13 protein-coding genes, 1 tRNA gene and 1 pseudogene are annotated in these 17,390 nt (G+C 35.7%); 13 read left to right on the forward strand and 2 right to left on the reverse strand.

Annotated features, from left to right (window positions below; translation table 11 throughout):
• From G7Y57_RS15225 to G7Y57_RS15235, 3 genes are all read left to right on the forward strand, one after another.
• Positions 1 to 1,410 carry an efflux transporter outer membrane subunit gene (locus tag G7Y57_RS15225; protein ID WP_165026025.1) on the forward strand — a complete coding sequence of 470 codons (1,410 nt, stop codon included), beginning with the start codon at positions 1 to 3 and terminating at the stop codon, positions 1,408 to 1,410.
• A 160-nt stretch (positions 1,411 to 1,570) separates the two neighbouring features.
• Positions 1,571 to 2,698: a UDP-galactopyranose mutase gene (glf, locus tag G7Y57_RS15230; RefSeq protein ID WP_165026028.1), complete on the forward strand. Its 1,128-nt coding sequence runs from the start codon at positions 1,571 to 1,573 to the stop codon at positions 2,696 to 2,698.
• Positions 2,699 to 2,702: 4 nt separating this feature from the next.
• Complete coding sequence (locus G7Y57_RS15235; protein WP_165026031.1) at positions 2,703 to 3,734, forward strand: galactofuranosyltransferase; 1,032 nt, start codon at positions 2,703 to 2,705, stop codon at positions 3,732 to 3,734.
• A 29-nt stretch (positions 3,735 to 3,763) separates the two neighbouring features.
• Here G7Y57_RS15235 and G7Y57_RS15240 read toward each other — a convergent pair whose 3' ends face one another.
• The gene (locus G7Y57_RS15240) at positions 3,764 to 5,467 is read right to left on the reverse strand and encodes a SulP family inorganic anion transporter (protein WP_165026033.1); all 1,704 of its coding nucleotides are present in this window, start codon (positions 5,465 to 5,467) and stop codon (positions 3,764 to 3,766) included.
• 259 nt (positions 5,468 to 5,726) lie between these two features.
• Between G7Y57_RS15240 and rbr the strand changes: the two genes are divergently transcribed.
• Positions 5,727 to 6,305, forward strand: a complete 579-nt coding sequence (gene rbr / locus G7Y57_RS15245; protein WP_165026036.1) for a rubrerythrin — start codon at positions 5,727 to 5,729, stop codon at positions 6,303 to 6,305.
• 193 nt (positions 6,306 to 6,498) lie between these two features.
• Here the strand turns inward: rbr and G7Y57_RS15250 are convergent, their stop codons facing one another.
• On the reverse strand, positions 6,499 to 6,942 hold the full coding sequence (locus G7Y57_RS15250) for a hypothetical protein (protein WP_165026038.1): 444 nt from the start codon (positions 6,940 to 6,942) through the stop codon (positions 6,499 to 6,501).
• A 377-nt stretch (positions 6,943 to 7,319) separates the two neighbouring features.
• Here G7Y57_RS15250 and G7Y57_RS15255 point away from each other — a divergent pair, with 377 nt between their 5' ends.
• From G7Y57_RS15255 to mobV, 9 genes and pseudogenes are all read left to right on the forward strand, one after another.
• A complete protein-coding gene (locus G7Y57_RS15255) occupies positions 7,320 to 9,416 on the forward strand; it encodes a S9 family peptidase (RefSeq protein WP_165026040.1) in 2,097 nt (698 codons plus the stop codon).
• Between the two features lie 430 nt (positions 9,417 to 9,846).
• Positions 9,847 to 9,920, forward strand: a tRNA-Asp gene (locus tag G7Y57_RS15260).
• Between the two features lie 187 nt (positions 9,921 to 10,107).
• Positions 10,108 to 11,439 (forward strand): HEPN domain-containing protein, encoded by a 1,332-nt coding sequence (locus tag G7Y57_RS15265; RefSeq protein ID WP_165026042.1) that lies wholly within the window; start codon positions 10,108 to 10,110, stop codon positions 11,437 to 11,439.
• Complete coding sequence (locus G7Y57_RS15270) at positions 11,440 to 12,177, forward strand: hypothetical protein (RefSeq protein WP_165026044.1); 738 nt, start codon at positions 11,440 to 11,442, stop codon at positions 12,175 to 12,177.
• A 27-nt stretch (positions 12,178 to 12,204) separates the two neighbouring features.
• Entirely contained in the window at positions 12,205 to 13,668 is a 1,464-nt protein-coding gene (locus tag G7Y57_RS15275) for a S41 family peptidase (RefSeq protein ID WP_165026046.1), read from the forward strand.
• A gap of 219 nt (positions 13,669 to 13,887) precedes the next feature.
• On the forward strand, positions 13,888 to 14,172 hold the full coding sequence (locus tag G7Y57_RS15280; protein ID WP_165026048.1) for a helix-turn-helix domain-containing protein: 285 nt from the start codon (positions 13,888 to 13,890) through the stop codon (positions 14,170 to 14,172).
• Positions 14,173 to 14,177: 5 nt separating this feature from the next.
• Positions 14,178 to 15,392: a VapE domain-containing protein gene (locus G7Y57_RS15285; RefSeq protein ID WP_165026049.1), complete on the forward strand. Its 1,215-nt coding sequence runs from the start codon at positions 14,178 to 14,180 to the stop codon at positions 15,390 to 15,392.
• A gap of 257 nt (positions 15,393 to 15,649) precedes the next feature.
• Positions 15,650 to 16,624: a toprim domain-containing protein gene (locus G7Y57_RS15290; protein ID WP_165026051.1), complete on the forward strand. Its 975-nt coding sequence runs from the start codon at positions 15,650 to 15,652 to the stop codon at positions 16,622 to 16,624.
• Between the two features lie 264 nt (positions 16,625 to 16,888).
• Positions 16,889 to 17,263, forward strand: a pseudogene (mobV, locus tag G7Y57_RS15295) (MobV family relaxase); the annotation flags it as partial.
• Between the last annotated feature and the right edge of the window lie 127 nt (positions 17,264 to 17,390).

A 17,390-nucleotide genomic window follows, 5' to 3' on the forward strand; every position in this document is an offset into this window, starting at 1 on the left:
ATGAACAGAAAATATATTAAAGGAGCAGTTCTATTGGGAGTTACACTCTCAATAGGATTTACATCCTGCCAGGTTGTTAATAAATACAAATCGCCTGAAGTCGATAGTCAGGATTTATTCAGAGAAGAAAACTCTACGGATACAACTACTATTGCAAATATTCCTTGGAATGAGTACTTCAAAGATCCTATTCTACAAAGTTTGATAGAAGAAGGTTTAGATAAAAATTATGATTTACTAATTGCTTCAACGCGTATTCAACAAGCCGAAGCAGGACTTAGCATGGCTAGAGCAGCCTACTTTCCTGATGTAGCTTTGGTTGGTCAAGTGCAGCAAACAAGAACTAGTTCGGATAAAGGTAAGAATCAAGATATATTTGGTTATCATTCTACTAATATACAACTAGGTATTGCTGCTACATGGGAAGCCGATATCTGGGGTAAGTTGAACAGAAAATCGAGAGCAGCTTATGCTCAATTTTTAGGAACTCATGCTTATCGTAACTTGGTACAAACATCTCTGATTTCGAACATTGCTACTTCTTACTATTCTTTGATGGCTCTTGACGAGCAATTGAAGATTACCAAAGAAACTGTAGAATTACTGAAAGTGAATACTGAAACTACAGAGGCTATGAAAGAAGCCGGTCTTCTTAACGGTGCTGCTGTGGAGCAAACGAGAGCATTACTTTACAGTACTCAAGTAACTATTCCTGATCTTGAAATGCAAATCAATCAATTAGAGAATAATATATGTGTACTATTGGGCAGAAAGCCCGGATATATAGCTAGAACAAGCATTGATACTCAAACTGTTCCTGCTGAACTTGAGCATGGTATTCCTGTTCAAATGCTAGCAAAACGACCTGACGTTCAACAAGCCGAGTTAGCATTCAGATCAGCATTTGAATTAACAAATGCTGCACAAGCAAGCTTCTATCCTTCTATTACATTAGGTACAGGTTCTATGATCGGATATAGCAGTTCGGCATTAGCAGGATTCTTCAGACCAGAAAATCTGTTAGCAAATATTATCGGTGGACTTACTCAACCAATATTTGCAAGAAAACAACTGATCGGTAATCTGAGAATCGCTAAGGCTCAACAACAAGAAGCATTATATACATTCGAGGAATCTGTCCTATCAGCAAGTGCAGAAGTATCGAATATTGTTTTCTCTTATAAGGCATCGTTAAGCAAAAACGAAATCCGTGAAAAACAAGTACAAGCATTAAGTACATCTGTCGAATTTACTCAAGAGCTACTAAAAGCAGGCGAGGCTAACTACATAGAGGTATTGAACGCCGAACAAAATTCACTGAATGCGCAATTAGGACAAGTAAGTGATAAATTGGAGCAACTTCAATATAGTGTATCTCTATACAGAGCTTTAGGTGGAGGTATTGAGTAATCTATAATTGATATATAAAAAGCATTTAAGGCTGTTTTCTTTAGAGAGAACAGCCTTATTTTTTTCGCGAAAAACTTGTTCTCCGACAATCGGTGAAAATTAATATGCTTTATTTTATAAGCAACAATCGTTCAACATTTTTTATTACATTTGCGATCATATGGAGAAAAGTAAGAAGGGTAAGAAACCGTACGATTATCTCGTTGTAGGAACTGGAATTTTCGGTGCCGTATTCGCCTATATGGCTAAGCAAAAAGGAAAAACTTGTTTATTGATAGACAAACGCCCACATACCGGAGGGAACATATATTGCGATAGTATCAATTCGATCAATGTGCATAAATATGGTGCACATATATTTCATACAGCAAACAAAGAGGTTTGGGATTTTGTAAATTCTTTCGTTGAATTTAATCATTATATCAACTCTCCTTTGGCCAACTATGAAGGAAAGCTTTATAACCTTCCTTTCAATATGAATACATTCTGCAAATTATGGGGAGTAAATACTCCGGCCGAAGCCATGATAAAGCTCGAAGAGCAACGTAAAAATTATGCGGACATAGTGGAGCCTGCAAATCTAGAAGAACAAGCATTAAAACTATGTGGAGAAGATATATACAACATATTTATAAAAGGATACACGGAAAAGCAATGGGGACGGTCTGCACTCGAACTGCCTGCCTTTATTATCAAACGCATTCCTTTTCGGTTCACATTCGATAATAATTATTTTAACGATCCTTACCAGGGTATTCCCAAAGGTGGCTACAATAAATTGACTGACGGTTTGCTTGAAGGAATAGAAGTCAGACTCGATACAAATTATTTTTACGATAGAGATTACTTTGATTCTTTAGCAGAGAAAGTTATTTTCACAGGACGCATCGATGAATTCTTTGGGTTTGAATATGGTGAACTCGAATATAGAGGGTTGCACTTCGAACACAAATGCCTTGAAACAGATAACTATCAAGGAAATGCCGTAGTCAACTACAATGAGCGTAAAGTTCCTTATACAAGAATTATAGAACATAAGCACTTTGAATTTGGAACTCAGCCAACAACAGTTATCACACACGAATATCCGGGAGAATTCGCAAAAGATAATGAACCTTATTATCCTATAAATGACGAGAGAAATACTGTAATTTATAAAAAGTACAAAGAAAAAGCCGATCAGATTCCACATCTATATATTGGTGGGCGCCTAGGGCAGTACGCTTACTTTGATATGGACGATTCGGTAGAAGCAGCGATGAACCTCGCTAAAAAAGAATTAAAATAAGATTATGAATAAATGTTACCTTTCTAAAAATTACAAAGGTCTCGGTAGTGCCGGTAATAAAGCTAAAACCGATATAGAAGCTATCCTTAAAGAAATCGGATATAGAAATGTAGGACTTAAACAAAGTTCTTATGACAATAAAATAATCGGCTTCCTTGTTACTCTGTTGGGCGTACTCAAAACTCCCTTTAGCTTGCGCAAAGGTGACATATTGGTATTGCAATATCCGTTGAAAAAATATTACGAACTTGTATGTAATATTGCTCACATGAAAGGATGTAAAGTTGTTACCATTATTCACGATCTGGGCTCATTTCGCCGTGGACGACTGACTATCGAACAAGAGATCGAGCGCCTGAATCATTCCGACTACATCATTGCTCATAATGAAGCAATGGCTCAATGGCTCCAACAGCATAAGACCTCAGCACAGATAGGCTGTCTTCAAATATTCGATTATCTCTCTAAAGATAAGGCTCAATTTAAAGAGACTGCTCCCACTCCGTATTCAGTAGTATATGCAGGTGCATTGAGCAGCAAAAAGAATGCATTTCTGTACGAGTTAGGTAACTATATGCATTCTTATCGATTCAATCTTTATGGCGGTGGTTTCGATGCCTCGTCTGCAAAAAATGAAGAGTTATTTACTTACAAAGGCTTTATTCCTTCGGATGAGCTTATAACAAGTGCTTGCGGACATTTCGGGTTAGTTTGGGACGGAGATTCAACATCTACATGCAGCGGTACTTATGGAGAATACTTACAATATAATAATCCGCACAAAACATCACTTTATATACGTTGCCTACTACCTGTTATTATCTGGAAAAAGGCGGCATTAGCACCATTTATAAAAGAGAATAATATTGGTATCTGTATCGACTCTCTTGAAAATCTCGACGAAGTTCTTTCATCTGTTAGTCAAGAAGAATATGAAACAATGAAGAAAAATATCGTTACAATCAGTGACCGATTATCCACAGGATATTATCTCACACATGCTGTAGACGAGGCATATCAGTATTTTAAGAAATAGAGTGGTTAAAACAGAAAGATACGCTATAATTATTTGGCATTTATTTCTGTTAAGACAACTTCAGCCCTGTCAATCGCAACTTTGATATTATTGCAGATATTCTCCTCTCCTATCATCGAAGGAATTATCGATTTTTCGATCATCTTATGAACTTTAGGTTTTACGCCCGATAAGATAATATGTATTCCATCATTTATAGATTTTTCGCACAGGCTTTCGAGATTGTGCAAACCGGTAGAATCTATAAACGGAACCTTTCGCATACGAATAATCCGGATTTTAGACTTATCCCCTATCTCGCGCATACTTTCATCAAATTTATTAGCTATTCCAAAAAAGAATGGCCCGTCTATCTCGTAAATCTCAACTCCTTTGGGTAAAGTAAATATATCATCGTCATGTCCAAATTCATTTTCATCAGTCAAATCCAATTCATCTTTGATAACAGACACATGAGTCACTTCGTTCATCCGTTTTAAGAATAAGAACACAGCTAAAAGTATACCGATCTCAATAGCAATCGTCAGATCGAATATAAGCGTCAAAGAGAATGTGGTGAGCAATACAGCAACATCCGCCTTAGAGTTCCTTAAAAGATCTACAAACGACCTCCATTCACTCATGTTGTAGGATACAATAATCAATATTGCGGCAAGACATGCCATCGGGATATGTTTGGTAAGACTGCCCAGAAACAATACAATCATCATTAGAAAAATAGAATGAATGACTCCTGCAACAGGACTACGACCTCCATTGTTTACGTTGGTCATAGTACGTGCCAGTGCACCTGTAGCCGGTATTCCACCAAAGAGAGGTGTCACTATATTTGCAACCCCTTGTGCTATTAATTCAACATTCGAATTATGTTTTTCACCTGTTACACCATCTGCAACACTGGCAGATATGAGAGATTCAATCGATCCTAACATGGCAAGGGTAAAAGCTGTAGGAAACAGGTCATTAATCAGACCTATGTTAATGGAAAAACCATCTGTAACAGTCGGCAGATCACTGCTAATATTAAATTTGTCTCCAATTGTAGAAATAGATGTAATATCTAAATAATTTCTAAGTAGGTATACAAGAACGGTAACAACTACTACTGCGAGTAATGAGCCGGGAATCTTTTTTGATATTTTATGAGAAAACACTATAATCAAGACACTTAAGACCCCTATTATCAAAGTATATATATCAGTTGTACTAAAATGGTTAATATACACCGACCATTTACCAATAAAATCAGGAGGTATAGCTTCTGTGATAGTCATACCAAAGAAATCTTTCATTTGAGTCGAGAATATAATGACGGCAATACCACTCATATACCCTACAATAATAGGATAAGGGATAAACCGGATAACAGCACCTAATTTTAAAACACCCATCAGTATAAGCATCAACCCCGACATTACCGTTGTTACGATAAGCCCTTCAAATCCATAGTTCTCGATTGTATTATATACGACAACAATAAAAGCTCCCGTAGGTCCTGCAATTTGGACAGAACTTCCGCCAAGCATCGATACTATAAATCCGGCAATAATAGACGTCATCAGCCCTTTTTCGGGACTAACGCCTGACGCGATACCAAAAGCCAAAGCAAGAGGTAAAGCTACAATACCAACAATAAGACCTGCCATGAGGTCATTTAAGAATTTCTCCTTATTATAAGTTCTAAGTGATTTTATTAATTGAGGAGTGAAGTCTTGGAAAATATCTTTTTTCATGTTAAAAATTGATAGCAAATAGATTTTAACTATTAACACTTATTGAAACTTAACACATGGATGGATAATTATCTATTAAAGAATGGTTTGTTTGCTTAACAAATCTCTTTGTTTAGAATGAGTCTAAGTAACTTGTTTTAAGCACATTTTATTTAATATTTTTAAGCATTGCAAAGGTATGAAATCATTTGATCATAGCACAATAAATATTACTTTTGTATTATCTAAAGCTAAAAACTATCATTAAAATATCATAATTATGGAAAAAAGTATTAAAGGCACCGAAACTGAAAAGTGTCTATTAAAATCTTTTGCTGGTGAATCACAAGCAAGAATGCGCTACACTATGTTCGCAAGTGCTGCTAAAAAAGAAGGTTTTGAACAAATTGCTGCAATTTTCTTAGAAACTGCAGACCAAGAAAAAGAACATGCTAAACGTATGTTTAAATTTCTGGAGGGTGGAATGGTTGAAATTACAGCCTCTTATCCTGCCGGTAAAATCGGAACTACTGCTGAAAACTTAGAAGAAGCTGCCGCAGGAGAACACGAAGAGTGGGCACTAGATTATCCTGCTTTTGCAGAAATTGCAGAAAAAGAAGGATTTAAAGAAATCGCTGTAATGTATCGCATGGTTGCTAAAGTAGAAAACATGCACGAAGATCGTTACAGAGCTCTTCTAGCAAGAGTTACCAGCAATGGTGTATTCTCTCGCGAAGAGGCTATCGACTGGCAATGTCGCAATTGTGGATGGGTAATAAAGAGCAAAAGCGCTCCTAAAACATGTCCTGCCTGTCTTCATTCTCAAGCATACTTCGAGCCGCTTAAATGGAATTTCTAAAAAGAAATGTTTGAAATACATAAAAGGTCGCAAAATTTGCGACCTTTTTTCGTTTTAAAATACTTACCAATAATCAGTTTCTAATGTGTCGCTTCACCGATCGTCAACTGTAACAACTAAACTTTTAGTACAACAAAGGAGCATGAGAAACCAGTTAATACGAAAAAAGAAAGAATCAATTTTATCATATTCTTCACCAGTATAAAGAACTATATTTGTGTAATGCCGAAGTATCACTCACAGACCATTCGTTATTAGTGAATATATAAGGAATAGTAACTTCAGTCTTTGATTCCACCTTGAAATCAAAAAAACCATCGTCCAGTTGTACGATGATACCATCTTCTAAGAAATAATGCATTTTTAATGTATCATTAATTATTTCAAATTCAGATGTAAATGCATGGCACTGTTCACCAAGTGTCGCATTCCATAACGATTCTATTATGGGATTTCCCATGTTATTAATATCTTTAAACAGATAAAAACACTCAGAATCATACGCTGGTCCTTTATCGCAGACCATTGTTAAATAGTAATAATCACCTCTTTTAAGAAAGCTTGTTGAAAAATCCTTCTCATAATCAGTACTAAATGAGTAATCACCGACTAGAATAGTTCTATCAACTATATTCACCTTCAGCAGTTGATATCTATTTAATTGGGAGTTATAAACATAGGCTATAAAATTATTTTTCGATAAATCTTTATAGTATTTTCCAGAATAAACAACGCTATCACTATTTTCTTTTAGGTATAAGGTATCTAAAACCTTGGCTTCCTTCAGCAATAGACGGGTATCTTGGATTGATATATACCCCGAATCCTGAGTAAATATCGTAGCAAATATATTTGAATTAGAATTGTTTGTACGAACACATCCAAAGCTACTATATAACAATATAATAGCAATGAAGACAAACACGAATAATATAGATTTTCTCACCTGAAATAATAAACTTGTAGTTATTGTAAAAAAGGAATAACTTTGAAACCATAAAATTAATAAATAATATGAAATACGGATCAATTATGGCACTAGCTTTAAGTGCAACTATGCTTGCTTGTAATTCGACTACTCAAAAGAATGAAAAGGAGGCAGAAGCTCCTATCATCGAAAAATCTACTATTAAAGTAGAAAATGGCATCATGACTCCAGAAGTACTTTATAGTTTTGGTCGTCTATCAGATGTGCAAATCTCACCTGACAAATCAAAAATTTTATATGGTGTCACCTATGTTGGTATAGAGCAAAACAAAACAAATAAGGAATTATTTGTAATGAATGTAGATGGTTCTGACAAGAATCAAATAACTAAAACCGCAAAAAGCGAAAACAATGCAGTATGGGTAAAAGATGGCTCTAAAATAGCTTTTTTAAGCGTCGAGAGTGGTTCTTCTCAGATATGGGAAATGGATACCGATGGGTCTAGCCGGAAGCAAATTAGTGATATAGAAGGTGGAGTAAATGGCTTTATCTATTCACCTGACGGTAAAAAAATATTATATATAAAGAATGTAAAATCGGGTGAACGCACTGTTGATAAATACCCTGATCTGCCAAATGCATCCGGACGTATTATAGATGACTTGATGTACAAACACTGGTCCGAATGGATAGACGAAATTCCACATAGTTTTGTAGCCGATTTTGATGGTGAAAAATTATCTAATGATACTGACATATTAAATGGAGAACCTTACGAATGCCCTATGCTTCCCTTTGGTGGAACTGAACAACTGGCGTGGAGTCCCGATAGTAAAACCATAGCTTATACTTGTCGTAAGAAAAAAGGCCTAGATTATGCCCTTTCTACAAATTCTGACATATATCTATATAATGTCGATACTAAAGAAACAAGTAATATGACCGAAGGCATGATGGGATATGACATAAATCCGATCTTCTCGCCTGATGGTAAATATATCGCTTGGCAGAGTATGGAGCGTGAAGGTTACGAATCAGACAAGAATCGCCTATTTGTAATGAGCTTGGAGACTAAAGAGAAAATATATGTAACCGAAAATTTTGATTACAATACCGATAATGCTATTTGGAACGATGATAATCAGAGTCTGCATATTGTCTCTTGTGTAGAAGCTAAAACCCAATTATATAAAGTTTTTATCCACACTAAAGAGATCAAATCTATAACAACGGGTATTCATGACTATGAGTCGTGTGCTATTGCAGGAGATAAGCTAATCGCTGTCAGACACTCTATGTCTAAACCGAATGAGATATACTCTGTCAACATATCTTCGGGCGAGGCTACTGAATTGAGTTTTGAAAATAAAGAGATTTTAGATCAATTACAGATGGGTAAAGTTGAAGAACGATGGATAACAACCACAGATGGAAAGAAGATGCTTACATGGGTTGTTTATCCGCCAAACTTCGACCCAAATAAGAAGTACCCTACCCTACTCTATTGCCAAGGCGGTCCCCAAAGTACTGTAAGCCAATTCTGGTCTTACCGTTGGAACTTGCAGATGATGGCTGCAAATAATTATATTATTGTTGCTCCTAATCGTCGAGGATTACCCGGATTTGGTCAGGAATGGCTAGAGCAAATAAGTGGTGATTATGGTGGCCAAAATATGAAAGATTATTTATCAGCGATTGATACTGTCTCGAAAGAGCCTTATGTTGATGCCAATAAATTGGGTTGCACTGGTGCTAGCTATGGAGGCTTTTCAGTTTATTGGTTAGCTGGCAACCACAACAAACGTTTCAAGGCATTTTTAGCACATGCCGGAATATTTAATTTAGAGGCTCAGTATTTGGAGACTGAAGAGATGTGGTTCGCAAACTGGGATTTAGGTGGCTCATACTGGGATCGTAATAATAGTATTGCACAACGTAGCTATGCTAATTCACCACACCTTTTTGTTGAAAAATGGGATACCCCAATTATGATTACTCATGGTGAATTAGATTTCAGGATCTTAGCATCGCAAGGTATGCAGGCTTTTAATGCCGCCAAATTAAGAGGTATTCCTGCCCGCATGCTTATTTATCCAAATGAGAACCACTGGATATCTCAACCTCAAAATGGGATATTATTTCAAAGAGAATTTTTCAGATGGTTTGATACTTATCTGAAATAAAAAATCTTTTGACGAAACTGATACTAAATGTAGAAATACTAATTATATACATTAAAAAAGCAACTGGAACATATCCAGTTGCTTTTTTAATGTGAGATTCTGAATGTTTGAGATCGTTGAATGGATAGCAATAATATTTATAGTTTATTGTAAAGCTTAGATTCTAACAAATCCTCCCCTATTTAATGATTTTTATAATTCACCTATTCAATAGAGAAATTTATTATTTTACAGGTATGAGTACTACTTACACATGTCACCCTTTGTTCCCAATAAAATTCTTTCATTTTTAACTCTTTGAAAAGCAACATCTTGTCATTTTTATTAAAAAATATCCTCAAACCTATTGCAGGAATCAAATTCTTATCATATCTTTGCATCGCATTTCAGAGGAAATGACACTTCTAATAAGAAGTAAAAAAATAAAAATGGTGTGGTAGTTCAGTTGGTTAGAATACCTGCCTGTCACGCAGGGGGTCGCGGGTTCGAGTCCCGTCCATACCGCCTCTTAATTAAGCAATCTATTGATTATCAATAGATTGCTTTTTGCATTTATGCAGTTGTGTTGCATTTGTGTTGCAAATTGGAAAAATATTACCCTTTTACCCCTCCTAGGAAGCTATTAGTAATTGATAGAAATTACGAGAAAAACAAAAAAACTTGCTACTTTTATATTTAAATAATTACAACCATGGATAAGCAGTCGGTAGAGAGGTTCGAATATAAAGGGTATTGGTTTTTACCTAATGATAATGAAAATCGTATTGCCGGATATCTAACTTTTATACCTAATGAAAGAATGGAGTTAGAACTGATTGGAGGTTTTGAAAAAGACTTTTTCAAAAAGCAACCACGTTACGCTATTATACACGGTATAACATCTGATTCGCAAAAAGTAACTTTAGTTCATTGTCATTCTTATGGATCTATAAATCTCAGTTGTTCCTTTCCGATAACAAAATATTCTTGTCGATACCTAATAGTGGGCAAGCATCTAACAGATATAAATGAGCATTGTTTTAATAGAATTAAAGTTCATGCGCCTTTCTTAACGAAATGGATACATCCGGCACTTATTCAACCAATCATACAACTAGTTGATAATAATAACAAAGAAGAATCAATTAGCTATTCATTCTCTAGCGATCATAAAATGAAATGCGAAGTTGACATTGATTCTCAATTCAGACTGGTTATTAAAAGTTGCGTCGATTTAAATGAATCAAATAATCTATTAGATGTTTCGTTATCACAATTTACCTATTTTGAGATAGAGAGCATCTCAAACAAAACAAATATTGATAACCTATTAAGCAGAGCTAGGCTTTTCCTCGAATTTATATCTTTAGCATCTTTGCATCTAGCCAATTTATCAAGCATTACATTATATGACAGTGATAATTTTCAGGAGTTCAAAAATGGTGCAAAATCAGAATATCCCATTCAGTTTTTTGAACGTTATGAAAATTTCAGAGGTAATAGAACAAAGAATATTAAGATTTATGACTTCTTATTTATATATTCAGATATAAAAGAAATATTTTCTGATATTCTCATTAAGTGGTTTGAAACTAAGTCTGATATGGCTCCAATCAGAGGGCATTTAATAAAGAGTGTCCAAGAGAAAGAATATTTTGACAGCTTAGATTTCTTAATTATTGTACAGGCTTTGGAGGGTTATCACACAAGGTTTTTACCTCAAAATAGACCTACTAAAGCGAATGGGACGCTCGGATATATTAAATTACCTCAGCGAATAAAAGAATTGTTATTGCTGTTCCACAATGTTGTAAAAATAAATGGATCACAAATAGACGAAAAAGCGACAGTTGATTCTCGTAATTATTACTCACATTTTTATAAAAGAAATAAAAATCATAAGATTCTAGATGGGATTGAATTATTTGAACTTTCAAAAAAGTTGAGAATATTGCTGATTTGTTGTGTATTACATTTTGTAGGGTTTGAAAATGATAAAATAAACGAGTTGCTAAATAAAAGCAATAACAATAAATTGAGATAGATGACAACCGATCTAATGTCTATATTCAAATCAATATACCTGTTTTTGATGGATAACCTCCATCAATCACTCTACCTTGAATACAGGCTTTTAAAGCGTGGATATCTATTATATAGACATGAGGTCTTGAAGAAGGGTAAAACATTCGAAATATATGTAAAGGATTACTTGGCTGAAATATATAACTTCAGCTATAAAAACCCGAGGGAACTAGCCGAAAAAACACGCATTCACTCCAAAGTAATAGATATATTTACTCTTCGCCCCGACCTTATACAACAATATTTTGCTGAAGACTTTGATTTCAATTCATATAAACAATTGATAAAGGAATATGATACTTCAGAATTTATCCCTAGCAAAGTTGACATACCAGATTCTACTTATATTGAATTAGCTGAACCAAATCCAATCGTTGAACAATTTCCCATATTAGATAAAGAAGAGCAGCTTGCTAAAGTTCGTACAGAAATACTTAAATATGAATCAGGAGAAAAACAACCTAAGCATATAGGACAGCGAATGTTCGGTTATTTACTCAAAGCTAATTATTTTAGTGCATATAACGATGAACAACGAAATGAAGCTTGGCAAAAGTTCACAGGATTAGATTCTAAACCGGAAATGAGTTATCTACGTGATCCCTCTTATAATAAAAATTCAATAGTAAAAGAAAAATTTTCAGCACAACTTAAGCAGATTGATGAGTTTTTCTATTTAGTGGGGCTAAAAATGTAGTTTGTCAAAAATACCTAATCTTAATATATGAAACCAATAAGTAAATATTTTCACATCGCATTTTTGGTTTGCCTTGTAAACAATCCGATACAAAGTCAAACGCTTTCTCAGAAGCAAATGCAGGACGATCTGTCCTTTTTGCAAGGACACATTCACCAATATTTCTTTCCGTTATCATTATTGGAGCAACGGACAGGCGTAAATGTGGATAATGAATTCAAAAAATTAAACGAAGAAATAACACCTGCAACCTCTATCGAAGACTTTGTCCAAATCATCCGACAAGGATTAAATCTACTGAATGATGCACACTCCCAAATCATACCCGGTTCTTCTCTAGTAAACTATGTTTCGCCCGATTATTATTTATCATCGATAGGAAACGTTTCATTGTCAGATACGACCAATGCCGATTATTATTACCGTTTACTTAACAAAAGTATGAATGGAAAGCTACAAATCAATATCATGACTAAATTCATGAATGGAGAATATTACAATATACGTCCTTTTCGATACAATAGTGTCCGTGTTAATGGAGGAGAAAAAATAAGCAGCATTGACGGTCTACCGATGAACCAGTTTGTTGGGGACAATTCCGCTAAAATGTACTATTTATTTTGGGATCCAATCAGTCAAAAATACTATTCGCGGCTTTTCACAATGGCTTTACCGCTTTTGAATATAGAGAAATTTACCCTAAACATGGGGGATAAAGATATAGCATTATCATTGGATACAACAGTAGAGACTTTGCAAGAAAGACACTCTCAATCCAATTATGGAAACGTAATGCTTATCGACAATAATATTCTTTATTTACGAATGCCTGCAATGTCTGACAGAGAGTGGTACATCAGCGAATTACTTCGTATATATACACCTAATGTAGAAAAAATAATATTTGACATAAGAGGGAATTCAGGAGGTTATGACGGTGTATGGATTGATCTGCTTCGCAAAATAATCGATAAACCCTTAGAATATAAGTATCATGTAGGGATGAACCATAATCCAGCCATTGAAAATTCAATTTTATCTTCGTTCAGTGAATTAAAAATGATACGAAAAGGAGATAAAACAGAAATGTACAGGCAAACGGTGCAATTACCTGACAGCAATAGCGTCCACTTTAAAGGTAAAATGTATGTATTGCAAGATGAATTCACTTACTCAGCTGCGGCAGCATTAGCATCTGTAGCATGGCAAAGCGAAAATATGGAGGTGGTAGGTGCTCCCTCTGCTATGATAGGAGGCTATACCCTACCTGCAATCGCATTTAAACTCCCGAATTCGGAAATCGTTTTCACTTTAGCATTCACCGCTGATCTGGCAGGAGAAGAAAAGAATCCGTATATGGATAAAGTAGAAGTGGAAATTTTGGAAAATGATATAGATGCCTATGTTGACAAAATATTGAACTACGATTGTTACAGTGAAGAATACCTGTTGAATAAGGATAAGCTGATAGAATATGTAAGAGAAAGATAAATGATTATAGAATTTGGTCTTCATTATAACCATATCTAGCAGGCTCTCCGCCTGCTTTTTTTATGCCTGTTTTCTAAAATTTCACCCTATTTCCCTATGACGAAAACAAAGGATATAGCACAAAAATGTCATATATTATCATTAAATATCGCAAACTTTAGAAAGCTGATTTACAGCCTTATATTGCATAAAAATTCGGAAAACTAAATTCTTATTTTTATGCGAAACAAAAACTATTCATGTTGGCAAAAGCCGGAAAAAGAAGAAACTATCAAGGATAATTCTTCTACCGAAAAAATGTCGCTTATAGATATAGCGATGAGTAACCTAATCAAAATGAAAGAAGCGACCAGACTTCTCAAAGCCTCTGCTCCCACTGTTCGTAAATACGCCCGGCTAGGTCACTACAAAGAATACCGATTCGGGGAGAAACTTGTCTTCTATGATAAAGAAGAAATATTAAACTTTATCCTAAAGAGATTCAAAACCGCAGAAGATAGCTAACTACCATGAAAGGAAAAGAAACTACTTCCGCCCGTCAATCGAAAAACGAACGGATCGAGCAGCAGTTACGTACGCTGTATAGCTTTCGTTACAATAGCGTAAAGAGCCGTACGGAGTATAGGGAAGTCCATGCACAAGGGGAGTTCAAGCCTGTAACCAAATATTTTTTGAACTCCCTTCGCAGGGAAATTGATGTTAAAGTGGGTATTACAACCTCTGCGGATAATATTCGGACTATCCTCGAAAGTAATTTTGCAGAGAAGATACATCCTATCAGGGAATATCTCTCTCAACTGCCAATGCTGAATCCTCGGGAATCTTGTTATACGGAACAGCTTTTACAGACAGTGATTGTGTCCAATCCTGACAAATGGGAAGAATATCTGATTAAATGGCTGATAGGTGTTGTCGCCAATGCGATGAACGATGTCGGTTGTCAGAACCATACCTGTTTGGTTCTGACAGGCGAACAGGGCAAATTTAAAACGACATGGCTCGATCACCTTTGTCCTACACCCTTAAAAAGCTATCTCTTTACAGGTAAAATAGACCCGCAATGCAAAGATGTACTGACCTTGATAGCCGAATATTTGTTTATCAACATTGACGACCAGTTAAGGGCATTGAATAAACGGGACGAAAACGAACTGAAGAACCTGATAACCACTCCGGCAGTAAAATATCGCAGACCATATGATACGTATATTGAAGAATATCCACACTTAGCCAGTTTTATGGCATCTGTAAACGGAAATGACTTCTTGACAGACCCGACAGGCAGCAGACGCTTTCTGCCTTTTGAGGTTGTCCGCATTGATATTGACAAAGCCCTCTCTATCAATATGGATCATGTATTCTCTGAAATTATGTATTTGTACAAACAGGGAGTACGTTATTGGTTTGATGATTCGGAAATAGAAGAGCTACACCGTTTAAGTTCAGGCTTCCATGTGCAGACCGTAGAGTTTGAGATGCTGATGCAGGGATTTGAAAAACCAACTATGGAGAATGAAAGTGAACATTTTATGACTACCGCCCAAATACTAAATTATCTGCGGATGTTCACCAATGTACCATTGTCAGAAAAACGGATGGGTGAAGCGATTCGAAAAGCAGGATTCAAACGGTTGCAAAAGCGAATTAACAACAATCCATCTCCTGTATATGGTTATCGGATAAAGAAGATTAAACCCAATCCCTTTATTGATTATGAACTGTAATTAATAGACATTATTTTCTCACATTACTATCTTACTACATGACAAGCTAATCCCATGAAAGAAAAAAGATTAGTTGTAGTAAGTGAAGAAAGTGCCGTCTTACTCTCTTGTTACTACTTACTACATTTTAAGATATGTAGTTACACTATTACTTATAAAAAATACACTTTATATGCTATCAATAAGCGAGTTAAAGTGACTGTAGTATGTAGTAAGAATATATCTGTAAAAAACAAAATCTAAAAAGAATAAACATCATGACCACAATAGAGTTAAACAACCTGTCCATTAAAAACTATCTAGCCGAGCTAAACATCCATCCCGTCAAAGACAGAGGATACTACGGCATGTACCACTCACCATTCAGAACAGATAACAACGCCAGTCTCAAAGTAGACTATCAAAAGAACCTATGGATAGACTTTGGCAGCAACCAAGGAGGCACAATGATAGACCTTGTTATGCGATTGGATAACAGCACCCTAAAAGAAGCAATAAGCAAGCTTGAATGCAGATACGCAGACCTGCAAACAGGCAACAATCCAAGTAATCAGCCCGAATCCTTTTCTTTTCACGGTAATAACCATTTGGAAAAAGTCGAAAACAATCAACAATCAGGAATATCCATCCAAAAGATAGTACCCATTACCAACCAAGCATTACTCGATTATCTCACAGAACGAAAAATCAATATTGATATCGCTAAGCATCACTGTAACGAAGTCCATTACTCAGCCAACAACAAACCCTATTTTGCCATCGGATTCAAAAACGATGCAGACGGCTATACCCTCAGAAATAAATATGCAAAAGTATGTACCGCAAGCGATATAACCACCCACAAAAAATCCGACACCAATACCGAAGCCTGTATCGTTTTTGAAGGCTTTATGGACTACCTCTCCTATCTGACCATGAAAAACATCCAACACTCAAAAGTAGACGTTGTCGTGTTAAACTCCATATCCAACCTGTCCAAAGCCATGGACTTTATAACATCCCATCAAAAAATATATACCTATTTAGATAATGACGGAGCAGGAAAAAACGCAACCCAACAGATCAACAAGTATAGCAGTACACACAACTGTATACACATAGACAAGTCAACAGACTATGCCAATTACAAAGACCTGAACGACTGGCTCTGTAAAACCAAGCTAAAAGAGAAAGAACAGCAAGTACAAAAACAAGAGCAGACACGGAAACCCTCCAGAGGAATCAGGCGGTAATCTTCCTTAGCTACCAACGGGCTTTTAAAGAAAAGCCATAGCTCATTAGGGCATTTTCTTAACGCTCCGTTGCACTACACTAAAAAAGCCCTCCTGAGTCAAGGGGTTTCACCCCTTTGAAATCCCCTTAGCGGTCTGGTGACCGCAGTCGCCTTAGCGACTTGAAGAAGGCTAAAGGTAAAAATAAAGATCGGGAATCTTCCCGATTTATATAAGGATGATCAGTAATTATATTAATACAAACCGATAATTATTACTTAAGATATGGGATATGCAGTACTTCATTTACAGAAAGCCAAAGGGAACGATGCCCCTATGTCGGCACATATCGAACGGACAATCGATCCGCATAATGTCGATAAAACCCGTACACACCTCAATAAGGAATTAATACACTTTCCTGAAGGAGTTAATAGCCGGACAGAAGCAATCCAACATAGAATAGAAAACGCAGATATCAAACGAAAGATATCCAAAGATCAGGTACGTGCTATCCGTATTATGCTCTCAGGAACACATGAAGATATGAAAGACATCGAAGAGTCAGGAAATCTCGATAACTGGTGTACTGATAATATCGATTGGTTAAAACAAACCTACGGAGAAAAGAACCTTGTATCTGCCGTTTTGCATATGGATTGTATAATATAATTGAAAAGTAGTCCACTTAGTAATTGAAAAGTATACCACTAAGTGTCTCGGATGAGATTGGCTAAAGATATTTATTCTTCATCAGGTTGTAACATTTTTTTAGTTTCTTTAACTC

The organism is Dysgonomonas sp. ZJ279 (assembly GCF_011039205.1).
Classification (GTDB): domain Bacteria; phylum Bacteroidota; class Bacteroidia; order Bacteroidales; family Dysgonomonadaceae; genus Dysgonomonas.